Source organism: Peptostreptococcus stomatis DSM 17678, assembly GCF_000147675.1.
Lineage (GTDB): Bacteria > Bacillota > Clostridia > Peptostreptococcales > Peptostreptococcaceae > Peptostreptococcus > Peptostreptococcus stomatis.
In genome coordinates this window covers 32112-50243 of record NZ_ADGQ01000018.1, presented here as the reverse complement: position 1 = coordinate 50243, position 18132 = coordinate 32112, and the positions used below count along the sequence as shown (strand labels likewise).

Sequence of the window (18132 nt, the reverse complement as noted above, 5' to 3'; positions counted from 1 at the left end):
TACAAACTGACGGTTAGTATGATATCGCCTTGCGGCTTTTGTAACTCCATATTTTTTAGCAAATTCACATAATTTTTGGCGGTAACGCATTTCTTCTGTTATAATAGACATGAGAGGACTCCTTTACTAAATGGTTTTGTTGATATTACTATTGTATCAGAGTTCCTCTCTTTTTTTATTCAATTGTGTAACATATGTTATAGCACATTACATTTACACCATTTAGTTGTATATTGCTTTTTTTATTTTTTCAAGATAAATATTTTTGCCCTTTTATATCAACCTTATATACTTTCATCATGGAGAGGTGTCATGCTCTTATATACTTATAGACTTTTTTTCCCATAAAAACAGGTGATTTTGAAAATTGGTCATCAAAAAACAGCACCGAATAAAATTCGGTGCTGTAGATATTGTAAATTAAATTTTGTTACTTTTTATTATAGTGATGATATTGCTTCGTGAAGAGCCTTACCTAATCTCTTAACACCTTCAACAATCCTGTCTTCTGGCATACAAGAGTAGTTCATTCTGAAGTGGTTAGCATTTCCACCGTTTGGATAGAATGGTTCTCCTGGAACGTAAGCAACGTTGTTTGGAAGAACTACGTCCTTCATCAACTGAGCTGCATCTATACCTTCTGGAAGTGTTACCCAAGTGAATAGACCACCGTCAGTTCTAGTGAATGTAACACCTTCTGGGAAGTATTCATCCATAGCGTCTAACATGATAGTTCTTCTCTTACCATATACTTCTTTGATCTTTTCAACGTGAGCATCTAGGTCATACATTTCTATGAACTTAGCCATTTCCATCTGAGAGATAGTAGAAGCCTGTAAGTCAGCTGCCTGCTTAGAAATGTTGAACTTTTCAAGAATTTCTGGAGCAGCAGAAACCCAACCAAGTCTGAATCCTGGAGCGAATATCTTTGAGAATGTACCAAAGAATAGAACTAGTCCCTTTGTATCATATGACTTTAATGATGGGAATATTTCGCCTTCGAATCTTAATTCACCGTATGGGTTATCTTCAGCTACTGGAATTTCATACTTGTTGATGATTTCCATGAATTCTTTTCTTCTTTCTATTGGCCAAGTTCTACCAGATGGGTTCTGGAAGTCTGGAATAACATAGATGAACTTAACGTCTGGGTTTGCAGCAAGAGCCTTTTCCAATTCAGACATTATCATACCATCTTCATCAGTTGGTATTTCAATGAATTCTGGTCCGTAAGCCTTAAATGCATTAAGAGCACCTAGGTAAGATGGACTTTCAACGATTATCTTGTCACCTTCATCAAGGAATACTCTTCCCATGAAGTCCAAGCACTGCTGAGAACCGTTAGTTACAAGTATGCTGTCAGCTGTAACGTTAGTGTAAAGCTTTCTGTTCATTCTTTCAGCTATAGCTTCTCTTAGTGGTGGGAAACCATCTGTTGCAGAGTACTGCATTGCTGCCCTACCCTGTTCTTCAAGAACTGCTAAAGCAACCTTCTTCATTTCTTCAACTGGGAATAGCTCTGGAGCTGGTAATCCACCTGCGAATGAAATAACTTCTGGATTAGAAGCTAACTTAAGGATTTCACGTATTGCTGATCCTTCTGCATTTTCTAGTCTTCTTGCAAATTTTACTGCCATTTTAAAAAGCACCTCCATTTAAATAAAAACAAAATATATTTTAATCCACAAACTGAATTTGAATTAATTTGTGAACTATAGACGATTAATTAAAGGACTCCAACATATATATTCTCTATAGGAACTTCTTTATCCTTTTTTCTGCTGTTTCCCTGTCTAACATAATAATTCTTCCACAAGAATTACACTTAAATTTGACATCTGCACCAGTTCTTATAATTGTAAATTCCTTACAACCACAAGCATGTTGTTTTTTTAATTCAACAAGACTGCCAACTTTTATATCCAGTGGCATAACCAGTCCTCCTTATTAAGATATTAATACAATCCCAAGTTTTTATTAATATTATAAAAGCGTTTGCTTAAAGCACAAAAAACAAAACTTGAACTGCATCATTCAAGTATTCCTACATACTTATATGTATATAATATCATAAGATTTGCATTATTTGAACATTAAATCTAAAATATTCTGTAGAATTTTTGTATAAATTTTATACTAGTTAAAGAATATGTTATAATATAGGTAATAACAATATTATTATATATACTGATATTTAGCATATCTAATCCAAAAATATATATTTAAAAATTTATTTATATATTTGTTGATATTTTGCCAGATCATATATAAATTTAAGAGGGGGAGATCTATTATGAAAATAAACAAAAAAATAAAAATAATACTTTTATCTACAACCTTAGTTTTAGGCTCTATGTTCTTAACTGCCTGTAAAAACGGTCAAGACCAGACTGATAATAAAGACCAGAAATCAGGAACTGAAGATACTATAGATACAGGTAGTCAGGCCACGAAGAAAGAAGATAAAAACAACCAGGCAGATAAAAATAAAACTGATAAAGGTAAGGATGAGGATAAAGGCAACAAAAATACCAAGCAGGCCAAGATAATCTACTACACATTTGATATCAACACAGAAAAGTTGACAGAAAACACAAAGGAAGTAGATGAGGTTAGTGTGGGTAATATAGTCAAGGCCATGATAGAGAATAATATGCTACAAAAAGGAGTTGAAGTAAACTCAGCCAAGGTTACAGAAATAGATGGAGTTAGAACTCTTGTAGTCGATATGAATGATAAGTTCATAAATTTTAATCAAGGATCTACAGCAGAATCCCTAACACTAAGGTGTTTCGCCAATAGCTTGGTAAAGACTTTTAAGGTTGAACAGGTAAAACTAACTGTAGACGGTCAGAATTATTCTAGTGGACACATAGCCTTAAAGGACGGGGAATACCTGAAATACCAGTAAATTTATTAAAAGGGAGTTAACTTCGCTCCCTTTTAATTTTAACCTATAAGCCCCTGTATTAAGGAATTTTTGGCTTGTAGAATTAAAAATAGAAAAAAATTGAAATATAAATACCAATAATTATAAATTCTTGTAAAGGTTAGAAAGGATAAAAAAATATGAAATACGATGAGCAAATATATAGACCACCAAAGGAGTACAAGTCGCTCTTGCTACAGGTAACTAGTGGATGTACCCACAATAAATGTAAGTTCTGTGGTATGTACAGGTATACAAACTTCAAGATGGAGAGCCTGGAACAGATAGAATCTGATGTAATAGAAGCTAGCCAACACCCATTTTATAGGTCAACTAAGAGGGTATTCCTATTAAACGGTAACCCCTTTGTCCTAAAGGCTGAAAGACTCTTAAAAATAGCTGAAATCATCCACAAATACCTTAAAAATGTGGAGGTAATTACTACCTATGCATCTATAAAGGATATAGAAAACAAGACTGATGATGAGCTTAGGCAGCTAAAAGAGGCTGGTATCAACGACCTCTACATAGGTGTAGAGAGTGGCAACCAAGAGGCCCTGGAATTTATCAACAAGGGTAATACAGTTGATGAGGCCATCAGGGAAATGAAGAGACTGGACAAGTTTAACTATAACTACTATGCAATGATCCTGACAGGTCTGATGGGACGTGGCATAGACAAGGCTATAGAAAATGGTAGAAAGACTGGTAAAATGCTCAGTCAGGTAAATGCCAGGGGGGTCTTTCCTATGTCTGTAACCCTAGTGCCTGGAACTGAATTATGGGACCTATATAAGAGTGGCCAATACCAAGAGGCCAGTGAATACGACAGGTTGGTAGAACTTAGGGAGATTATCGACAACCTATTACCAGAAAAAACTGCCCTTATATCTTCAGCCCATAACTCTAATACCATGTATATAAAGGGTATAGTACCACCAGATAGGGAAAAATTACTCAAACAAATAGACCAGATACTGGAAGAAGCATCACCAGAAGAAATGCAGGAATGGATAGATAGAAGAAGCATTCTTCTTTAATCTGAAAGTCTTGAGACTTTCATAGCAGAAAAAATTTATACTGATTGATTAAATAAGATTATAAAAAATATTATTTTTTGGAGGTAATCGTTATGATTAAGAGTTTGAAAAAATCATTAGTTTTATCATGTGTATTAGCTTTACTATGGCCATCTCTTGCTAATGCTAATATGAATGTTACTAGAATTGCTGGAACCAATAGGTATGAGACTGCTATGAAAGTACAACAGAAATATTTCACTAAGGCCAGTGGAAATCTAGCCATACTAGCATCCGGTACTGATTTTAGGACTGCCCTTTATGGATCCTACTTGGCTAATGCCTTAAAGGTTCCATACTATGTGATACCTAATGCCGGCATGTCCAAGGCAATGTTTAATGAACTGAAAAGCAAGGACATTAAAAGGGCCTATATTATGGGTGATTATAATGTACTTAATAGGAGCATAGATAACTCATTGAAGTCAATAAACATCACGCCCACTAGATTTACAAATACAACACCACATCCATTGACAGAAGACTTTGTAAACCAAATTGACTGGTCAATATTCCAAACATATTATTATGGAGAAGCGAGAGGGGATATTGGAAATGTGGTACTAATAAATGATAATATATTCCCTGATATTCTTTCAGCAGTTCCTTTTACATCAGAACTTGCGAGAAGACACGCTATGATGATGTGTGGATACGACGAGAATGAATACACTAGGCAAAATGATTATTTGAAGGGATATGGTTTTATCATAGGTGGATTTAATTCAGTACCATCAAAATTTATTACTGAAGAAGATTTTGATCACCCGGTTGGCTTGGTTCGTCATGAATGGACAGATGATGACGGTACAAAGCAAGAGTATTATACTGGTAGGATAGCTGGACAAGACAGGTACAAAACAGCAATAGAAATTGCCAAGGCATACAAAATTGTTCTTCAAAAGAATATCTCTACAGCGGTTATAGTAGATGGCACTAACTATCCTGATGCCCTTGCATCTGGTACAGCAGCAACAATGAATAATGGTACTATCCTGCTTACAAAACCAGGTCAGCTAAATAAAGATACTAAGACTTTTATACGAGAAAACAATATAAAGAACATAATTATAGTTGGTGGTGAAAGGTCTGTATCTAAGAATGTTGAAAATGAACTTAGAGGTCTATAGATTTTAAATATAAACTGTAACTCAGTGTATTAATAACTTTATTTCACAAAAAAGAGTCTGTAAAAAACATTTAATAAAATTTTACAGACTCTTTTATATGCTTAAATATTAATTTCTTTACTGGCCACAGCCCTATGACCTATATAGCCACACAGTATGCCCAATACAAGCCCTGCCAGGACATCACTAGGGTAGTGCACATACAGGTATAGCCTTGAAAAGCTTATCAGAAAGGCTAGTACCAAACTTGGTACAAATAACTTGCTCTTTCTGAAAAATAATACACTCGCAGCCGTAAATGATGCTGATGTATGGCCAGATGGAAAACTAAAATCCCTCGGCTTATTTATCAGTAATTTAATAGCTGTATTTACATCAAAGGGCCTTATTCTTGCTAGCATTGGCTTAAGAATTATATTGCATATAATTCCATTTAATATAAGGGCTATTATCATTACAAAGCCTATCTTCCTGGTTTTCTTAGGTATAATCAGGCCTATAGACAGGATAATCCATATAAGACCTGCATCACCCAACTGGGTTATAAAGGGCATAATAGCATCCATGAAACCAGTCCTTATATTGCTCTGTATCAAATCTAAAATTACCATATCAAAATTCATTAAAATTATACCCCTTTAAGTAATATGAATTATTTTTTATAAAGCATTTCTGACCTTAGGCTATGAGCATCTCCACCCAATAATTCAACAAGGGTATAGGCAAATTCAAAACTTGTAGCCGGACCCTGGGATGTAACTATATTTCCATCTACGACAACTGCTTGATCTAGGTAGTATGCCTGGTTGAGATAGGACCTGACCTCATCATCTGGATAGGAAGTTACCTTCTTACCGCCAATAATACCTGCCCTCCCCATGGCCATAGGGGCAGCACATATGGCTCCTATATACTTATTTTCTTGGTTGTAGCCTACAAGGAGGTCTATTACACGCTGGTCATCCCTGTTGAGCCAGGCCCCCTTACCACCTGGTAGGACCACCATATCATAGGCTTCCATATCAGTAAATCCCTTATCTGCAATTATTTTTACGCCCCTGGCTGATTCAACTTCTAAGTCATCATTCATAGAAACTGTATCAACTTCAAATTCTGCCCTCCTCAGTATATCTACACTGGCAAGAGCCTCTATTTCTTCAAATCCATTAGCCAATAAAACAGCGACCTTTTTCATAAAATACCCCTCCTAATGTAATCTTTATTTACCAACTATTATATCATGTTTATACTAGAAAATATCCCTGCTGCATAATCATTTTTTGTTATAAATCTAGATTAGAGAGTCATTTTCTAATACAAATGGCTTGGCTGTAGGCTGGTCATATTCTACATCGTACTTTTCCATCAGGTACTTCTTTAACTCTTCCTTATTTTTAAACTTATTCAACCTGTATGGTTCTTGAAAGGCTACCTTTTCCACAAAGTATACACCATCCTTTGCCTTGAGCATTATACCCACATGACCTATAAAGAGGCTGTCTTTCCCCTTTTCAATCTGGCTGTGGAATACTACGGACACTATGCTGGCCTTATTATTTTTGGTAAATTTTACCCCCCTGGATTCCCATTCTTTTTTAAATATCTCATAGTGTTTATTTATATCTTTTGTATCGATAGTTTTTACTTCATTAAAGATATTCTTAAATATATTCTTTTCATTATCCGTCTTTGTAGCAGAATTATCTCTTGTTAGAGACAGTAGATCTATACCAAGGTTTTCTGTATCATCACTGGTCTTGGACTGGCTTGCCTTAATATAGTCACCAAATAAACCATATGAAGTTATCCTGCAATTATAGCCTTCAAAGTCACTATTTTTTTTCTTCCACTGGTCCTGCATATCATATGGGTCATACTTGGTATCTTGGACACCTGCCTCTTCAAAAGGTCCTGTCAAAGACTTATTATCAACACTAGAGTTAAACTGGTCAAGGTGGTCAAAGAACACCTTCTGTCTATCCTTTGAAATACCGGCCTGGTCGAATAAATTAGCCAAAAGGTCCCTACTGGCCTTATCACTTACATTTGTATAAGTTACCTTCATCCCCTTAGTCTTATCTGATTTAGACTCACTTGTACTTGTCGATGGACTTTGTTTGCTTCTAGAGTCATCCTTATCATTAATACTACACCCCGTGGCTATAAATAGGCAAAGTGATAGTATGCATATCTTCTTTAAATTCTTTTTCATAAACTTATCTCCTTATATTTATTATTTAAACCTATATAATCTCAAATAGGAACTCAAAATAATATACTCTAATTTGTATCAACCTATACTACATTAGATTGCTGAATTACATCTATACTGGCATATTTATAGTAGTTTCTTAAAATATTTATGGCCTGCATTCTAGGTAGACTATAGGTATCCTTGTATCTATAATACCCCTATACTCTATCTTCCACCCATTATCCTCTATAAATTTAGCATATTCATCCTCAGTCCACCTATGCTCAAAATTTACCCCTATAAGGCTCAAGAACCTAGTCCAAAGATTGGACTTGACCCCACCAGCCCTATTAACAAAATTTGGGGCTATCAAAAGTCCACCCGGCTTCAATACCCTCCTTATTTCACTTAGGGCCTTGGTCGGGTCTGGCATTATATGGAGGGCATTAGCTATTATAACCACCTCATAGCTATCATCTGGATAGGGTAGGTTATTAGCATCTGCAAGCTCGAAAGAAAGATTATCTGGACAAGCCTCCTTACTGGCAACGGATAACATACCCTCAGAATAATCTGTTGCTACAAATCTTTTGCTAGCAGGGGCTACACTCCTGGCCAGGCGACCTGTACCACTGGCTATTTCCAAAACTGACTTTCCACCTACTGAATCAGATATTTTTGAATACATATCGTCATAGGTGTCCCTATCAGACTTCATTGCTAAGTCATATAGGGGGGCAAACCTATCCCAAACCTTTTTTTTCATAAGAACACTGACCTCCTTTATAATAAAAAATATATTGATAATCATTTTTATATTTTTATTATATCATATCTCCTTTACCCCTTAGGCATAAAATATCCTACCCCTTATGAAATCACAACTTCCCTATAAAGCAAAAGGAGTTGCTATAGTATAATAAACCTATTAACTATATACAACTCCTTTTGGGAGGCTTATTTAAATTTATTTTTCTAAGGCCTGGTCAATATCAGCTATAATATCGTTGATATCTTCTATACCTACAGAAAGTCTGATCAGGTCAGGAGATACCCCTGCTGCCAATAGTTCTGCATCATTCATCTGTCTGTGTGTAGTAGATGCTGGATGTAGTACACAAGTCCTTGTATCAGCTACGTGAGTAACGATTGAAGCTAACCTTAAAGAGTCCATGAACTTAACTGCTGCCTCTCTACCACCTTCAACACCGAATGAAATTACACCACAAGACCCCTTTGGTAGGTACTTCTGTGCTAGTTCATACTGGCTGTCGTTTTCTAAGCCTGAGAAAGATACCCAAGATACCTTTGGATGCTTTTCCAGGTGCTTAGCAAGGGCTAGGGCATTTTCAAAGTGTCTTTCCATTCTTAGGTGTAGTGTTTCTAGACCAACACCCAGGTAGAAGGCATTTTGAGGTGAAGGTATAGAACCCAGGTCACGCATTAAGTTAGTCGTCATCTTTGTAATATATGCCGCCTTACCAAAACTTTCAGTATATACTGTTCCATGGTAAGTTTGATCAGGGGTTGTTAGTCCTGGATATTTATCACTGTATTTTGTCCAATCGAAGTTACCTGAGTCTACAACTACACCACCAACTGAATTTGCTGAACCATTCATGTACTTTGTAGTTGAGTGTGTAACAATGTCTGCCCCCCATTCAAAAGGCTTACAGAAAATTGGTGTAGGGAAAGTATTGTCAACTATTAGTGGCACACCATGCTTATGGGCTACATTAGCAAATTTTTCTATATCTAAGATACTAAGTGACGGATTTGATAGGGTTTCACCAAAAACCAACTTCGTGTTAGGCTGGAACTTTGACTCTAGCTCTTCTACTGAAATATCCGGTTCAACGAAAGTAGACTCGATACCCAAATTCTTCAAAGTGTTGGCTATTAGGTTATATGTTCCACCGTAGATAGCAGAACAAGATATAACATGGTCACCTGCACTGGCAATATTTATTATGGCAAATAGGTTGGCAGCCTGGCCTGATGAAGTTAGTATAGCTGCTACACCACCTTCAAGCTGGCATATTTTTCTTGCTACAGCATCATTTGTTGGATTGGCAAGTCTAGTATAGAAGTAGCCTGAATCCTTTAGGTCGAATAGGTCACCCATTTGCTGAGATGACTCATACTTGTAAGTTGTAGATTGTACTATTGGAACCACTCTTGGTTCTCCATTTTTTGGTTCGTAACCACCTTGTACGCATATTGTGTTAGTATTGTAATTTGACATTAATATCACTCCTTTTTCTAAAATTTTCTAAAATATATTTTTTTTACTTAACATTCCTTTTATTCAAACTGAGTTAGAGGTTCTTTGCCCCTAACAGCTCCTATTATAAATCCAAGTGTTGCAGGTAGGAACCATGCAAAGCCAAGACCACTAAATGGAAGTATGTCTACAAATGCTTTGATAATAGCTACGTCAGCAACTGATAAAATTGCTTCTAAAATACTTACTGCTAGTGTAAATATAAGTGCATATCTGAAGCTCTGCTTGTTAGGTATAAACTTACGGAAGATACCTAAAATCATCAGAACTATTAAACTTGGGTAAACCCCCTTATAAATTGGTGTTGCAAAGTAGATTATTTTTTCTACACCTAGTACAGCTATTATAGCACCAAGAATTGCGAAAACTAAGGCAGCTAACTTGTGTGGTATCTTTCCATTTGAAAAATCATGGAAGAAGTTAGCTATAGATGTAATCTGGCCTATAGCAGTTGTTACGCAGGCTAGAACTACGGCTATTGAAAGGAATAACATTCCATTCTTTCCAAGAACTCTTTCAGCTATGCCTAGTAATAACTGACTTCTTTCTATATCCTTTGGATAGTAGCTGCTTACTGAAGATCCTAAATAGATTAGGCCCACATAGATAACAGCCAAAAGGATTAGGGCAATCACACCACAATATGCAGTAAGTCTATTTCTTTCTCCACTAGACTTATATCCTCTGTGGACTATATCTCCTATAAAGACAGTACCTATAAGGTAACTCACTATTAGGTCTCCAGTCTGGTAACCCTCTAAGAATGAATGTGTAAATACACCACTTTGCTGTGGGGCTATTGGATTTCCTATTGGAGTAAGTACTCCCTTTATAATTATTCCTAGTAGTACAACTACCAATACTGGTGTTAGGAACTTACCAACCTTATTGATCATCTTGTTTACATCCAGTGAGAAATAAAGGGCTATAGCAAAGTATCCTATAATAAATACTATGATTGGTACACCAGGGAAAAGAGCCTTAAAACCTAATTCATAGGCAACTGCCCCTGTACGAGGTACAGATATATTTCCTGCAAATAACATTATAAATAATAGCAAAAATTTAGCAAAATTCTTATGTATATCTTCAGTCATGGCCTCAAGAGACCCACCATTTTTCGAAATTACATATAGTCCAACAACCGGCATTAGGACTGCAGAAACACAAAATCCTATTGCAGCTAAAGACCACTGACTACCTGATAAAAAGCCCAGTAGGGGAGGAAAAATTAAGTTTCCTGCGCCAAAGTAGGAACCAAACAGGGCTAATCCTACTATAAAAATATCCTTCTTTTGTTTTTTCATATTCTTCTCCTTTTTATTTAACTAATATAGATGAAAGAGAAAGAGAAGTATAGCAATCCATTAAGGAACCAGTTGCGCACCCCGGTTATGAGTTATTGATAATAAAAAAAGCTCCCATCCCATAAAGGACGAGAGCATAACTCACGTGTTACCACCTTAATTCATCTTTTTATCACTAAAAAGACCTTATTGAGTACCATCATACTCGCAATGCTATAACGGGCACACCCGTCGCAACCTTAACCTAAATACTTAGATCTCGATGCGATGACTCCAAGGCCATGTTCAAAAGCTTCTCTCTCATTTCTCTCACCAACCGAAATGTCTCTGTACTGATTGAATGACTTTTTACTCTTCTCTTCAACGTCTTGATATACATTATAAAAAGTATGGACCTTTTTGTCAATACGAAAAATAAAAAATTTTGTAAAAATTTTCTAATTTTTCTATATTTAATTCTATAAAGGCTATAAATTAATAACCAAATTGTCAATTAACCTAGTTTTTCCAATGTAGACAGCCATAGCTATCAGGGTATTATCCTTGATTGTTTCAACCTGATCAAAGGTATCAAAATCTATTATTTCCACATAATCTATCCTGGCAAGTCTCTCTTTTTCTATTTCGCCTTTTATAATTTTCAAGACCTCCTCCTTGGATAAATTACCTGAATCAATAGCCTTTTTACCCTCTAAAATACTCCTCCTAAGGACAGTAGCCGCAGCCCTTTCTTCATCGTTAAGGTAAGTATTTCTAGAACTCTTGGCTAGACCATCATCCTCCCTGATTATAGGGCAGCCAATTATGTCTATACCAAAATTAAAGTCCTTTACCATCCTCTTAACTATGGCCAACTGCTGGATGTCCTTTTCTCCAAAATAAGCCCTATCAGGCCTTACTATAGTGAATAGCTTAGTCAAAACTGTACATACCCCCCTAAAATGACCTGGCCTGGTAACACCACATAGGATGTTTGTCATTTTTTCACTTGGGACAACAAAGGTACTATATCCATCTGGGTACATTTGGTCTGGGTCTGGATGGAAGATATAGTCAGCCCCTATTTCCTCGCACAACTTGGCATCAGCTTCTAAAGTCCTTGGATAACTCTCATAATCTTCATCCGGTCCAAACTGGGTTGGGTTTACAAATACACTTACAACCACCCTGTCATTATTTTCTACAGCCTTTTTTATCAGGCTCTTGTGACCCTCATGTAGGCAACCCATTGTTGGAACCATGCCCAGGCTATATCCATCTTCCTTTATCTTTCTCGTAATTTTAACTATTTCATCTATATTTCTAATAACTTTCATTTTTCCTAAACCTCTCACCAATTTACTAGCTATAATCCAAGGCTTATTATAGAGTCTGGACTGCTATTTTATTTATATTTTCTAATTAATATAGTTTGTCTATTATATCTTCAGATATCTTGAAACAGTGCTTTTCTTCTGGGAATGAACCGTCAGCAACAGCGTCTATATAAGCCTTTATACCTTGAGTCATAACCTCTCCAACATTGGCAAATTTCCTTACAAACTTTGGAGTAAAGTCCTTGTATACTCCTAGCATATCCTGGTAAACCAAGACCTGACCGTCACAGCCAGGACCTGCACCTATCCCTATTGTTGGTATATCAAGCATAGAGCTTATCTTTTCTGCAAGGGCAGCTGGAACACATTCTAGTACAACTGCAAAGGCTCCTGCCTCCTGAACAGCCAAAGCATCTTCTATCAAGGCCTTGGCAGATTCTAGACTCTTTCCTTGGACTTTAAATCCACCTAGGGCATTTACAGCCTGAGGTGTTAGGCCTATATGGGCACAAACTGGTATCTTGGCGTCTGTTATAGCCCTTATAACATCACAAACTTCCTTACCACCCTCTAGTTTTACACAATTTGCACGACCTTCGCTCATCAACCTACCAGCATTGATTACCGCATCCCTTATACCGGTGTTGTATGATAAAAATGGCATATCACCAACAACCAAGGCATTCTTTGTTCCCCTGGCAACTGCTGCCGTGTGGTGGATCATATCTTCCATTGTTACACTTAGGGTGTCTTCATAACCCAACATTACCATACCCAATGAGTCACCAACTAAGATTGAGTTTACACCAGCTTCATCTACCAGCTTGGCAGTTGAATAGTCATATGCAGTCAGCATAGTTAATTTTTCACCTTTTTGCTTGGCTTCCTTGAATGTTAAAACAGTATTTTTCATATTTTCTCCTAATCCTCACTTAGAGGTCCTTCCCCTTTCAGTAATAAATTTTCCAAATTACTATAGTCCCTGTCACAATTTTTTTCCCTAGCAATACCTACAAGTTCCAGACTTAAGAGCCTGTATATTTTTTCAACATTTTCGTATTTATCATCACTTAAGGCTTTTAAATGTTTTTCTACAGTACCTAGATCATTTCTCTCAACAGGTCCAGTTAAGGCATCTTGAGGACCCCTTGCAAAGAACTTGTCCATATTTCCCACAGCCAAGGACTTTAGGGCATCTAGGGCCTCTTCCTGGCTAAAATCGTAGTCACCTAATAGTTTGATGGATATATTACCCATAGCTATTATCAGGTTGCTAATAAATACAGATGAAATATGGTACTTGGTCTTTTCTGTCTTAGATAAAACCTTGTACTTATTCCTTTTTGAGTCTAGGACCCTTGAAAAAAACTCAATAGCCTTATCCTGTCCTTCTAGGGTAAAGAAGGCACTAGAAAGGTCCTTGTATGAATTTTCCTTGCTTGAAATTGCTAAAATTGGATGCATGGAGCAGCCACTGGCTCCTTTTGAAGATATATCGAAGAAAATTTCTGATGATAGTGAACCACTACAATGGCAAACTATCTTATTTTGAATACTAAATTTTGATATTGTACTCCAAATCTCGCTTATTTGATCATCTGGAGTAGTTATAAGTATGACATTACTTTTTTCTACCAACTTTTCTATGCTGGTAAACTTACCCGAATTTGTTACCTTTGCAGCATAGGCTGAACTGTAAAGACTCCTACTGTAATAACCTACTAGGTTTGTATAATCAAGGCCCAATAAGTACCTTCCTAGGGACACGCCAACCTTACCTGCGCCAATAATTCCTATGTTGTACATGAGTTATCACCTCCAAAGAGTGTAATACTATAAAGATAATTAAATTATTCAAAATGTGTAGTTTCCTCCGAATACCACCATACAAGTAAAATTTATCATAATCTCAATTAAAAATCAAGAAAAATAAGACTTTTTGTCTATAACTAAAGATATATAATTCAATTAAATTTAATTACTTTCCTAAAAAGACTTACAAGACAAGTTTATGAATCTTTACAAGTACATAAAAAATTATAATATTTTATAATTTTTTAATATAAATAATTTCACATTATCTAATTGGAAGGTGATTAAATTCATAATATATAATAATATGTAATATTATATATACCGAATATTCTTAAAAATCGTTTATTTAAAGAATTTTAGGGTAGATATATAAATATAAACAAAAAGGAGACTAATAAAAAATAAATTTAAGGAGGAATAATCATGTCAACAGAAGAAAGAATTGATGAAGTAAAAGGTGCAGTAAAAGAAGGTGTAGGCAAAGTAACAGGCGATAAAAAATTGGAAAAAGAAGGAGCTGCCGAAAAGACTACAGCGAAAGTTAAGGACCTTGCGGAAAACGTTAAAGATGCTATAGAAGGAACAATTGATGGTGTCAAAAATATCGTAAAAAAAGATAAATAATAAATTTGACATCTAGGTGTTAGCATGTTGATCAGGGAGGGCTTTTATGTTTGAACAAGTGAAATTAGAATATGATTTTTATGATTTAGAACCCTATATTGATACCCTAACTATGGAAACCCATTATGGGAAGCATCATGCATCCTATACTAAAAATTTTAATGAGGCTGTGGAAAAAGCAGGACTTTCTAACAAGTCTGTGGAGGAAATACTTTCGACACTTTCTTCAGTATCTGACCAAGCCTTACGAGATTCTTTACAGAATAATGGTGGTGGATATTATAACCATAATTTGTATTTTTCTGTAATAAGTCCTAAGAAGGGCACTAAACCTAGCCCAGCTTTGGAAGAGGCTATTAATAGAGATTTTGGTTCCATGGAAAACTTGGTAGAAATTTTGCAGAACTTAGCTTTAGGACAGTTTGGTTCAGGTTGGGCATTTCTTTCTTCTGATAAGGAAGGAAAGCTTTATGCTACAAAGTCTGCAAACCAGAATAATCCATTTATGGAAGATGGACATAATACTCCTATTTTGGCTATTGATGTATGGGAGCATGCTTACTATTTACAATATAAGAATTTAAGAGGGGATTATGTAAAAAATTTCTTTAAAGTTCTTGATTGGGAGAAAGTAAGCAAAAATTATGAACACTGCAAATAATTTTTAAATAATTAAAACTAATTGAAAATAATTGTTGTAAAAATTTAGCTTAAGGGGTTGGTTTTTTATCCCCACTGAGTCAAAATGTTATACAAGCAGGAAAAAGGAACATCCTTATTTAGGAAAGTATGCAAAAAATCCTATACTTCCTATTTAGATGTTCCTTTTTTGATATGTCTTAATATTAGCTTTTATTGTTTTTATATACTATCTCTTATATTCAATTACAACTCTCCTGTATGGGTCTGTTCCCTCACTATAAGTTATAACAAACCTATCGTTCTGAAGGGCTGAATGAATTATCCTTCTTTCATAAGGATTCATGTAGTCAAGCTTCTTTGTTCTCCTAGTCTTAGCAACCTCTCTAGCAGCCTTGTAGCAGTATCTCTTTAGGGATTCTTCCCTCTTACTCCTATAGTTTTCAATATCTACAAAGACCCTAGTATGTGAGTCCTTGTTAAACTTGTTAAGGGCTAGTCCTGTCAAGAACTGAATAGCATCTAGGGTATCACCCCTTCTACCTATCAGGCAACTTGCATCATCCCCACTTATCTTAACCTTGATTAGGTTGTCTTCTATAAGAACATCAACTTCTGCTTCTACATCAGCATTTTTAAGTAATTCTACCACGAATTCCTTGGCTATCCTCATTTCATCTTCTTCTGTTATGTTTACTTTATCTTGTCTTTCATCATTATCAACTTTATCCTGACCACTTGGTTCAGTTTTCTGGTCATCACCCTTGTCCAGGATGACTTCCTTATTTTCTTCTACTAATTCTTCCCTACTTGGTTCAGATTCCTTTATCAATTCGTATTCTAGGCTGTAGACACCACTCTTGGCACCTATACCTAAAAATCCCTTGCTTGGTTTTTCTAAAACTGTAATTTGAATACTATCCTTATCTGCATTAGTAGACTTCAGTAGTTGTTCAACAGCTTCCTCTGAACTCTTGGCATAAAATACTTTTGATTCCACTATCAACACCCCCTACTTACTTCTTTTTAAAACTAGACTTGCCAGCTTCTTTATCTGCCTTTTCCTGTTCTAATTTAGACTTCAATGGTCTAGTAATTAGATAGTACTGGAATACAGAGAATATATTACTAACACCCCAGTATAGAGTTAGGGCTGCCGGGAATATGAATCCCCAATACAGTGACATACCCGCCAATAACCAAGACATCATCTTCATCGGTCCCTCTATCTGGTCCTTAGGAGTCATTACCTTCTGCATCAAATAGGCACTGACACCTGAAAATACAGCTAGTATATAGTCTGGCTTAGATAGGGCCTTTATCCATAAAAAGTTTCCATTAGCTGCTGCCATGGCTGCCTTACTTGCAAATACGCCATGTGTTACTGGATCTTTAAATACATAAAACAGTCCCATCAGGATTGGCATCTGTATTAGTATCGGTAAACATCCTGATAATGGATTTATGCCTGATTCCTTGTATAACTTTGAAATTTCTTCATTTTGCTTTTCAGGCTTATTCTTGTACTTGGCCTGAATTTCTTTAACCTTTGGATTGATCTCTGACATAGCAAAAGTAGACTTAGTCTGCTTTACAGTCAAAGGCATCAAAATCATCTTTACTATAATAGTAAAGACTATAATAGATAAACCATAGTTACCTATTACACCATATATAGCCTTTAGGGCTATACCAAATAGACTTGCAATCTGTCCCATTCTTACCTCCTGGTAAATTATACCTCAACTTTTGAGATAGACCTCCTACTTCAAAGGGTCGTAACCGCCTGGGTGAAAAGGGTGACACTTACTTACTCTTCTAAGAGTCAACCACAGTCCCTTTAGGAAGCCATATTTTTTAAATGCCTGGATAGAGTATTGAGAACAGGTAGGATAAAACCTACAAGTAGGTCCCTTTAAAGGGGATATAACAACCTGGTAAAACCTAACCAGACCTATGCAGGCCATGGCCAAGATACTACTTACTTTCTTAAATAACCTTTTAATATTATCTATTAGAAACCTCATAGTCCAAGTCACCTCTTCTTTGATACCTGTTTCTTACCATCCTTCTTAATTATGTTGGCCTTCTTGCATATATACTTAAGAGACCTTTCAAGTTCCCTGTAGTCCTTGTCTGCAGCATTAATTCTGGCTATAAATACCAGGTCATAGCCCCCCAGGACCTTGTCGTCTATATTTAGCCTATAGGCCTCCTTGATACATCTCCTAATCCTGTTTCTTTCATGGGCCTTGCCCACCTTCTTGGATATTGATATACCAATCCTAGACTTGTCAGACTTGTTCTTCATTGTATATATGACCAAATTTCTATCGGCCAAAGATTTACCCCTCTGGTAAACCTTTCTAAAATCAGAATCTTTTTTGATTCCGTCGGTGTTATTAAAGTGCATCAATAACCTCCACCTTTACAAAAAAAACCACCGTAACAGTGGTTTTTCATATTATAAAATTAGAACTAACCTACAAATTAGTGAGTTAATCTGTTTCTACCTTTAGCTCTTCTTCTCTTTAAAACATTTCTTCCATTTGGAGACTTCATTCTCTTTCTGAATCCATGTTCTCTTTTTCTCTGTCTTTTCTTTGGCTGATAAGTTCTCTTCATCCTTAGAACACTCCTTTCCTTTAATCATCATTGTAAACATAACAATATAATTATAATGATTATATGCTTAAAAGTCAATTATTTTTCTCAAATTCATTGAATTTATCCCATTTATATGGGATTATATATCAAAAAAATCCCCTAATAAAAATTATTTTCAAAATCCAAGCTATTTTTAAATTTTTTTGTA

General features: G+C 35.8%; 21 protein-coding genes and 1 other annotated feature. Of the genes, 5 read left to right on the top strand and 16 right to left on the bottom strand.

Annotated features, from left to right (window positions below; genetic code table 11):
- Positions 1-440: 440 nt before the first annotated feature.
- Both HMPREF0634_RS01850 and HMPREF0634_RS01845 read right to left on the bottom strand, forming a co-directional pair.
- Entirely contained in the window at positions 441-1637 is a 1197-nt protein-coding gene (locus tag HMPREF0634_RS01850) for an aminotransferase-like domain-containing protein (RefSeq protein ID WP_007788462.1), read from the bottom strand.
- A 115-nt stretch (positions 1638-1752) separates the two neighbouring features.
- Positions 1753-1932, bottom strand: coding sequence for a DUF951 domain-containing protein (locus tag HMPREF0634_RS01845; RefSeq protein ID WP_007788429.1), 180 nt, complete (start codon positions 1930-1932; stop codon positions 1753-1755).
- A 361-nt stretch (positions 1933-2293) separates the two neighbouring features.
- Between HMPREF0634_RS01845 and HMPREF0634_RS01840 the strand changes: the two genes are divergently transcribed.
- From HMPREF0634_RS01840 to HMPREF0634_RS01830, 3 genes are all read left to right on the top strand, one after another.
- Positions 2294-2911 carry a GerMN domain-containing protein gene (locus tag HMPREF0634_RS01840; RefSeq protein WP_040565618.1) on the top strand — a complete coding sequence of 206 codons (618 nt, stop codon included), beginning with the start codon at positions 2294-2296 and terminating at the stop codon, positions 2909-2911.
- A gap of 158 nt (positions 2912-3069) precedes the next feature.
- The gene (locus HMPREF0634_RS01835) at positions 3070-3969 is read left to right on the top strand and encodes a radical SAM protein (RefSeq protein WP_007788436.1); all 900 of its coding nucleotides are present in this window, start codon (positions 3070-3072) and stop codon (positions 3967-3969) included.
- A gap of 92 nt (positions 3970-4061) precedes the next feature.
- Positions 4062-5138, top strand: a complete 1077-nt coding sequence (locus tag HMPREF0634_RS01830; RefSeq protein ID WP_007788421.1) for a cell wall-binding repeat-containing protein — start codon at positions 4062-4064, stop codon at positions 5136-5138.
- Between the two features lie 101 nt (positions 5139-5239).
- On the opposite strand, the gene HMPREF0634_RS01825 is transcribed toward HMPREF0634_RS01830, so the two are convergent.
- The 9 genes from HMPREF0634_RS01825 to HMPREF0634_RS01785 form a co-directional block, all read right to left on the bottom strand.
- Positions 5240-5761 carry a phosphatase PAP2 family protein gene (locus HMPREF0634_RS01825; RefSeq protein ID WP_007788472.1) on the bottom strand — a complete coding sequence of 174 codons (522 nt, stop codon included), beginning with the start codon at positions 5759-5761 and terminating at the stop codon, positions 5240-5242.
- A 29-nt stretch (positions 5762-5790) separates the two neighbouring features.
- Entirely contained in the window at positions 5791-6333 is a 543-nt protein-coding gene (locus tag HMPREF0634_RS01820) for a DJ-1 family glyoxalase III (protein ID WP_007788388.1), read from the bottom strand.
- 96 nt (positions 6334-6429) lie between these two features.
- Positions 6430-7350, bottom strand: coding sequence for a DUF4300 family protein (locus HMPREF0634_RS01815; protein ID WP_007788464.1), 921 nt, complete (start codon positions 7348-7350; stop codon positions 6430-6432).
- Between the two features lie 148 nt (positions 7351-7498).
- The gene (locus HMPREF0634_RS01810) at positions 7499-8098 is read right to left on the bottom strand and encodes a class I SAM-dependent methyltransferase (protein ID WP_007788433.1); all 600 of its coding nucleotides are present in this window, start codon (positions 8096-8098) and stop codon (positions 7499-7501) included.
- Between the two features lie 201 nt (positions 8099-8299).
- Complete coding sequence (locus tag HMPREF0634_RS01805) at positions 8300-9577, bottom strand: O-acetylhomoserine aminocarboxypropyltransferase/cysteine synthase family protein (RefSeq protein ID WP_007788475.1); 1278 nt, start codon at positions 9575-9577, stop codon at positions 8300-8302.
- Positions 9578-9636: 59 nt separating this feature from the next.
- Complete coding sequence (brnQ, locus tag HMPREF0634_RS01800) at positions 9637-10923, bottom strand: branched-chain amino acid transport system II carrier protein (RefSeq protein ID WP_007788477.1); 1287 nt, start codon at positions 10921-10923, stop codon at positions 9637-9639.
- A 121-nt stretch (positions 10924-11044) separates the two neighbouring features.
- Positions 11045-11296, bottom strand: a binding site (T-box leader).
- Positions 11297-11390: 94 nt separating this feature from the next.
- Positions 11391-12239: a pantoate--beta-alanine ligase gene (gene panC, locus HMPREF0634_RS01795; RefSeq protein ID WP_007788389.1), complete on the bottom strand. Its 849-nt coding sequence runs from the start codon at positions 12237-12239 to the stop codon at positions 11391-11393.
- Positions 12240-12324: 85 nt separating this feature from the next.
- Positions 12325-13152 carry a 3-methyl-2-oxobutanoate hydroxymethyltransferase gene (gene panB, locus HMPREF0634_RS01790; RefSeq protein WP_007788454.1) on the bottom strand — a complete coding sequence of 276 codons (828 nt, stop codon included), beginning with the start codon at positions 13150-13152 and terminating at the stop codon, positions 12325-12327.
- An 8-nt stretch (positions 13153-13160) separates the two neighbouring features.
- Positions 13161-14045, bottom strand: coding sequence for a Rossmann-like and DUF2520 domain-containing protein (locus HMPREF0634_RS01785; protein ID WP_007788442.1), 885 nt, complete (start codon positions 14043-14045; stop codon positions 13161-13163).
- Positions 14046-14477: 432 nt separating this feature from the next.
- Here HMPREF0634_RS01785 and HMPREF0634_RS01780 point away from each other — a divergent pair, with 432 nt between their 5' ends.
- Together HMPREF0634_RS01780 and HMPREF0634_RS01775 are read left to right on the top strand one after the other, a co-directional pair.
- The gene (locus HMPREF0634_RS01780) at positions 14478-14678 is read left to right on the top strand and encodes a CsbD family protein (RefSeq protein ID WP_007788404.1); all 201 of its coding nucleotides are present in this window, start codon (positions 14478-14480) and stop codon (positions 14676-14678) included.
- A gap of 46 nt (positions 14679-14724) precedes the next feature.
- Complete coding sequence (locus tag HMPREF0634_RS01775) at positions 14725-15339, top strand: superoxide dismutase (RefSeq protein ID WP_007788425.1); 615 nt, start codon at positions 14725-14727, stop codon at positions 15337-15339.
- Positions 15340-15546: 207 nt separating this feature from the next.
- Here the strand turns inward: HMPREF0634_RS01775 and jag are convergent, their stop codons facing one another.
- From jag to rpmH, 5 genes are all read right to left on the bottom strand, one after another.
- Positions 15547-16317, bottom strand: coding sequence for an RNA-binding cell elongation regulator Jag/EloR (gene jag / locus HMPREF0634_RS01770; protein ID WP_007788414.1), 771 nt, complete (start codon positions 16315-16317; stop codon positions 15547-15549).
- 16 nt (positions 16318-16333) lie between these two features.
- Positions 16334-17035 (bottom strand): YidC/Oxa1 family membrane protein insertase, encoded by a 702-nt coding sequence (locus HMPREF0634_RS01765; protein ID WP_007788398.1) that lies wholly within the window; start codon positions 17033-17035, stop codon positions 16334-16336.
- A gap of 45 nt (positions 17036-17080) precedes the next feature.
- Complete coding sequence (gene yidD, locus HMPREF0634_RS01760; RefSeq protein WP_207326439.1) at positions 17081-17284, bottom strand: membrane protein insertion efficiency factor YidD; 204 nt, start codon at positions 17282-17284, stop codon at positions 17081-17083.
- Between the two features lie 68 nt (positions 17285-17352).
- Positions 17353-17730 (bottom strand): ribonuclease P protein component, encoded by a 378-nt coding sequence (rnpA, locus tag HMPREF0634_RS01755; protein WP_007788402.1) that lies wholly within the window; start codon positions 17728-17730, stop codon positions 17353-17355.
- Between the two features lie 77 nt (positions 17731-17807).
- Positions 17808-17942 (bottom strand): 50S ribosomal protein L34, encoded by a 135-nt coding sequence (gene rpmH / locus HMPREF0634_RS01750; protein ID WP_007788395.1) that lies wholly within the window; start codon positions 17940-17942, stop codon positions 17808-17810.
- Positions 17943-18132: the final 190 nt, after the last annotated feature.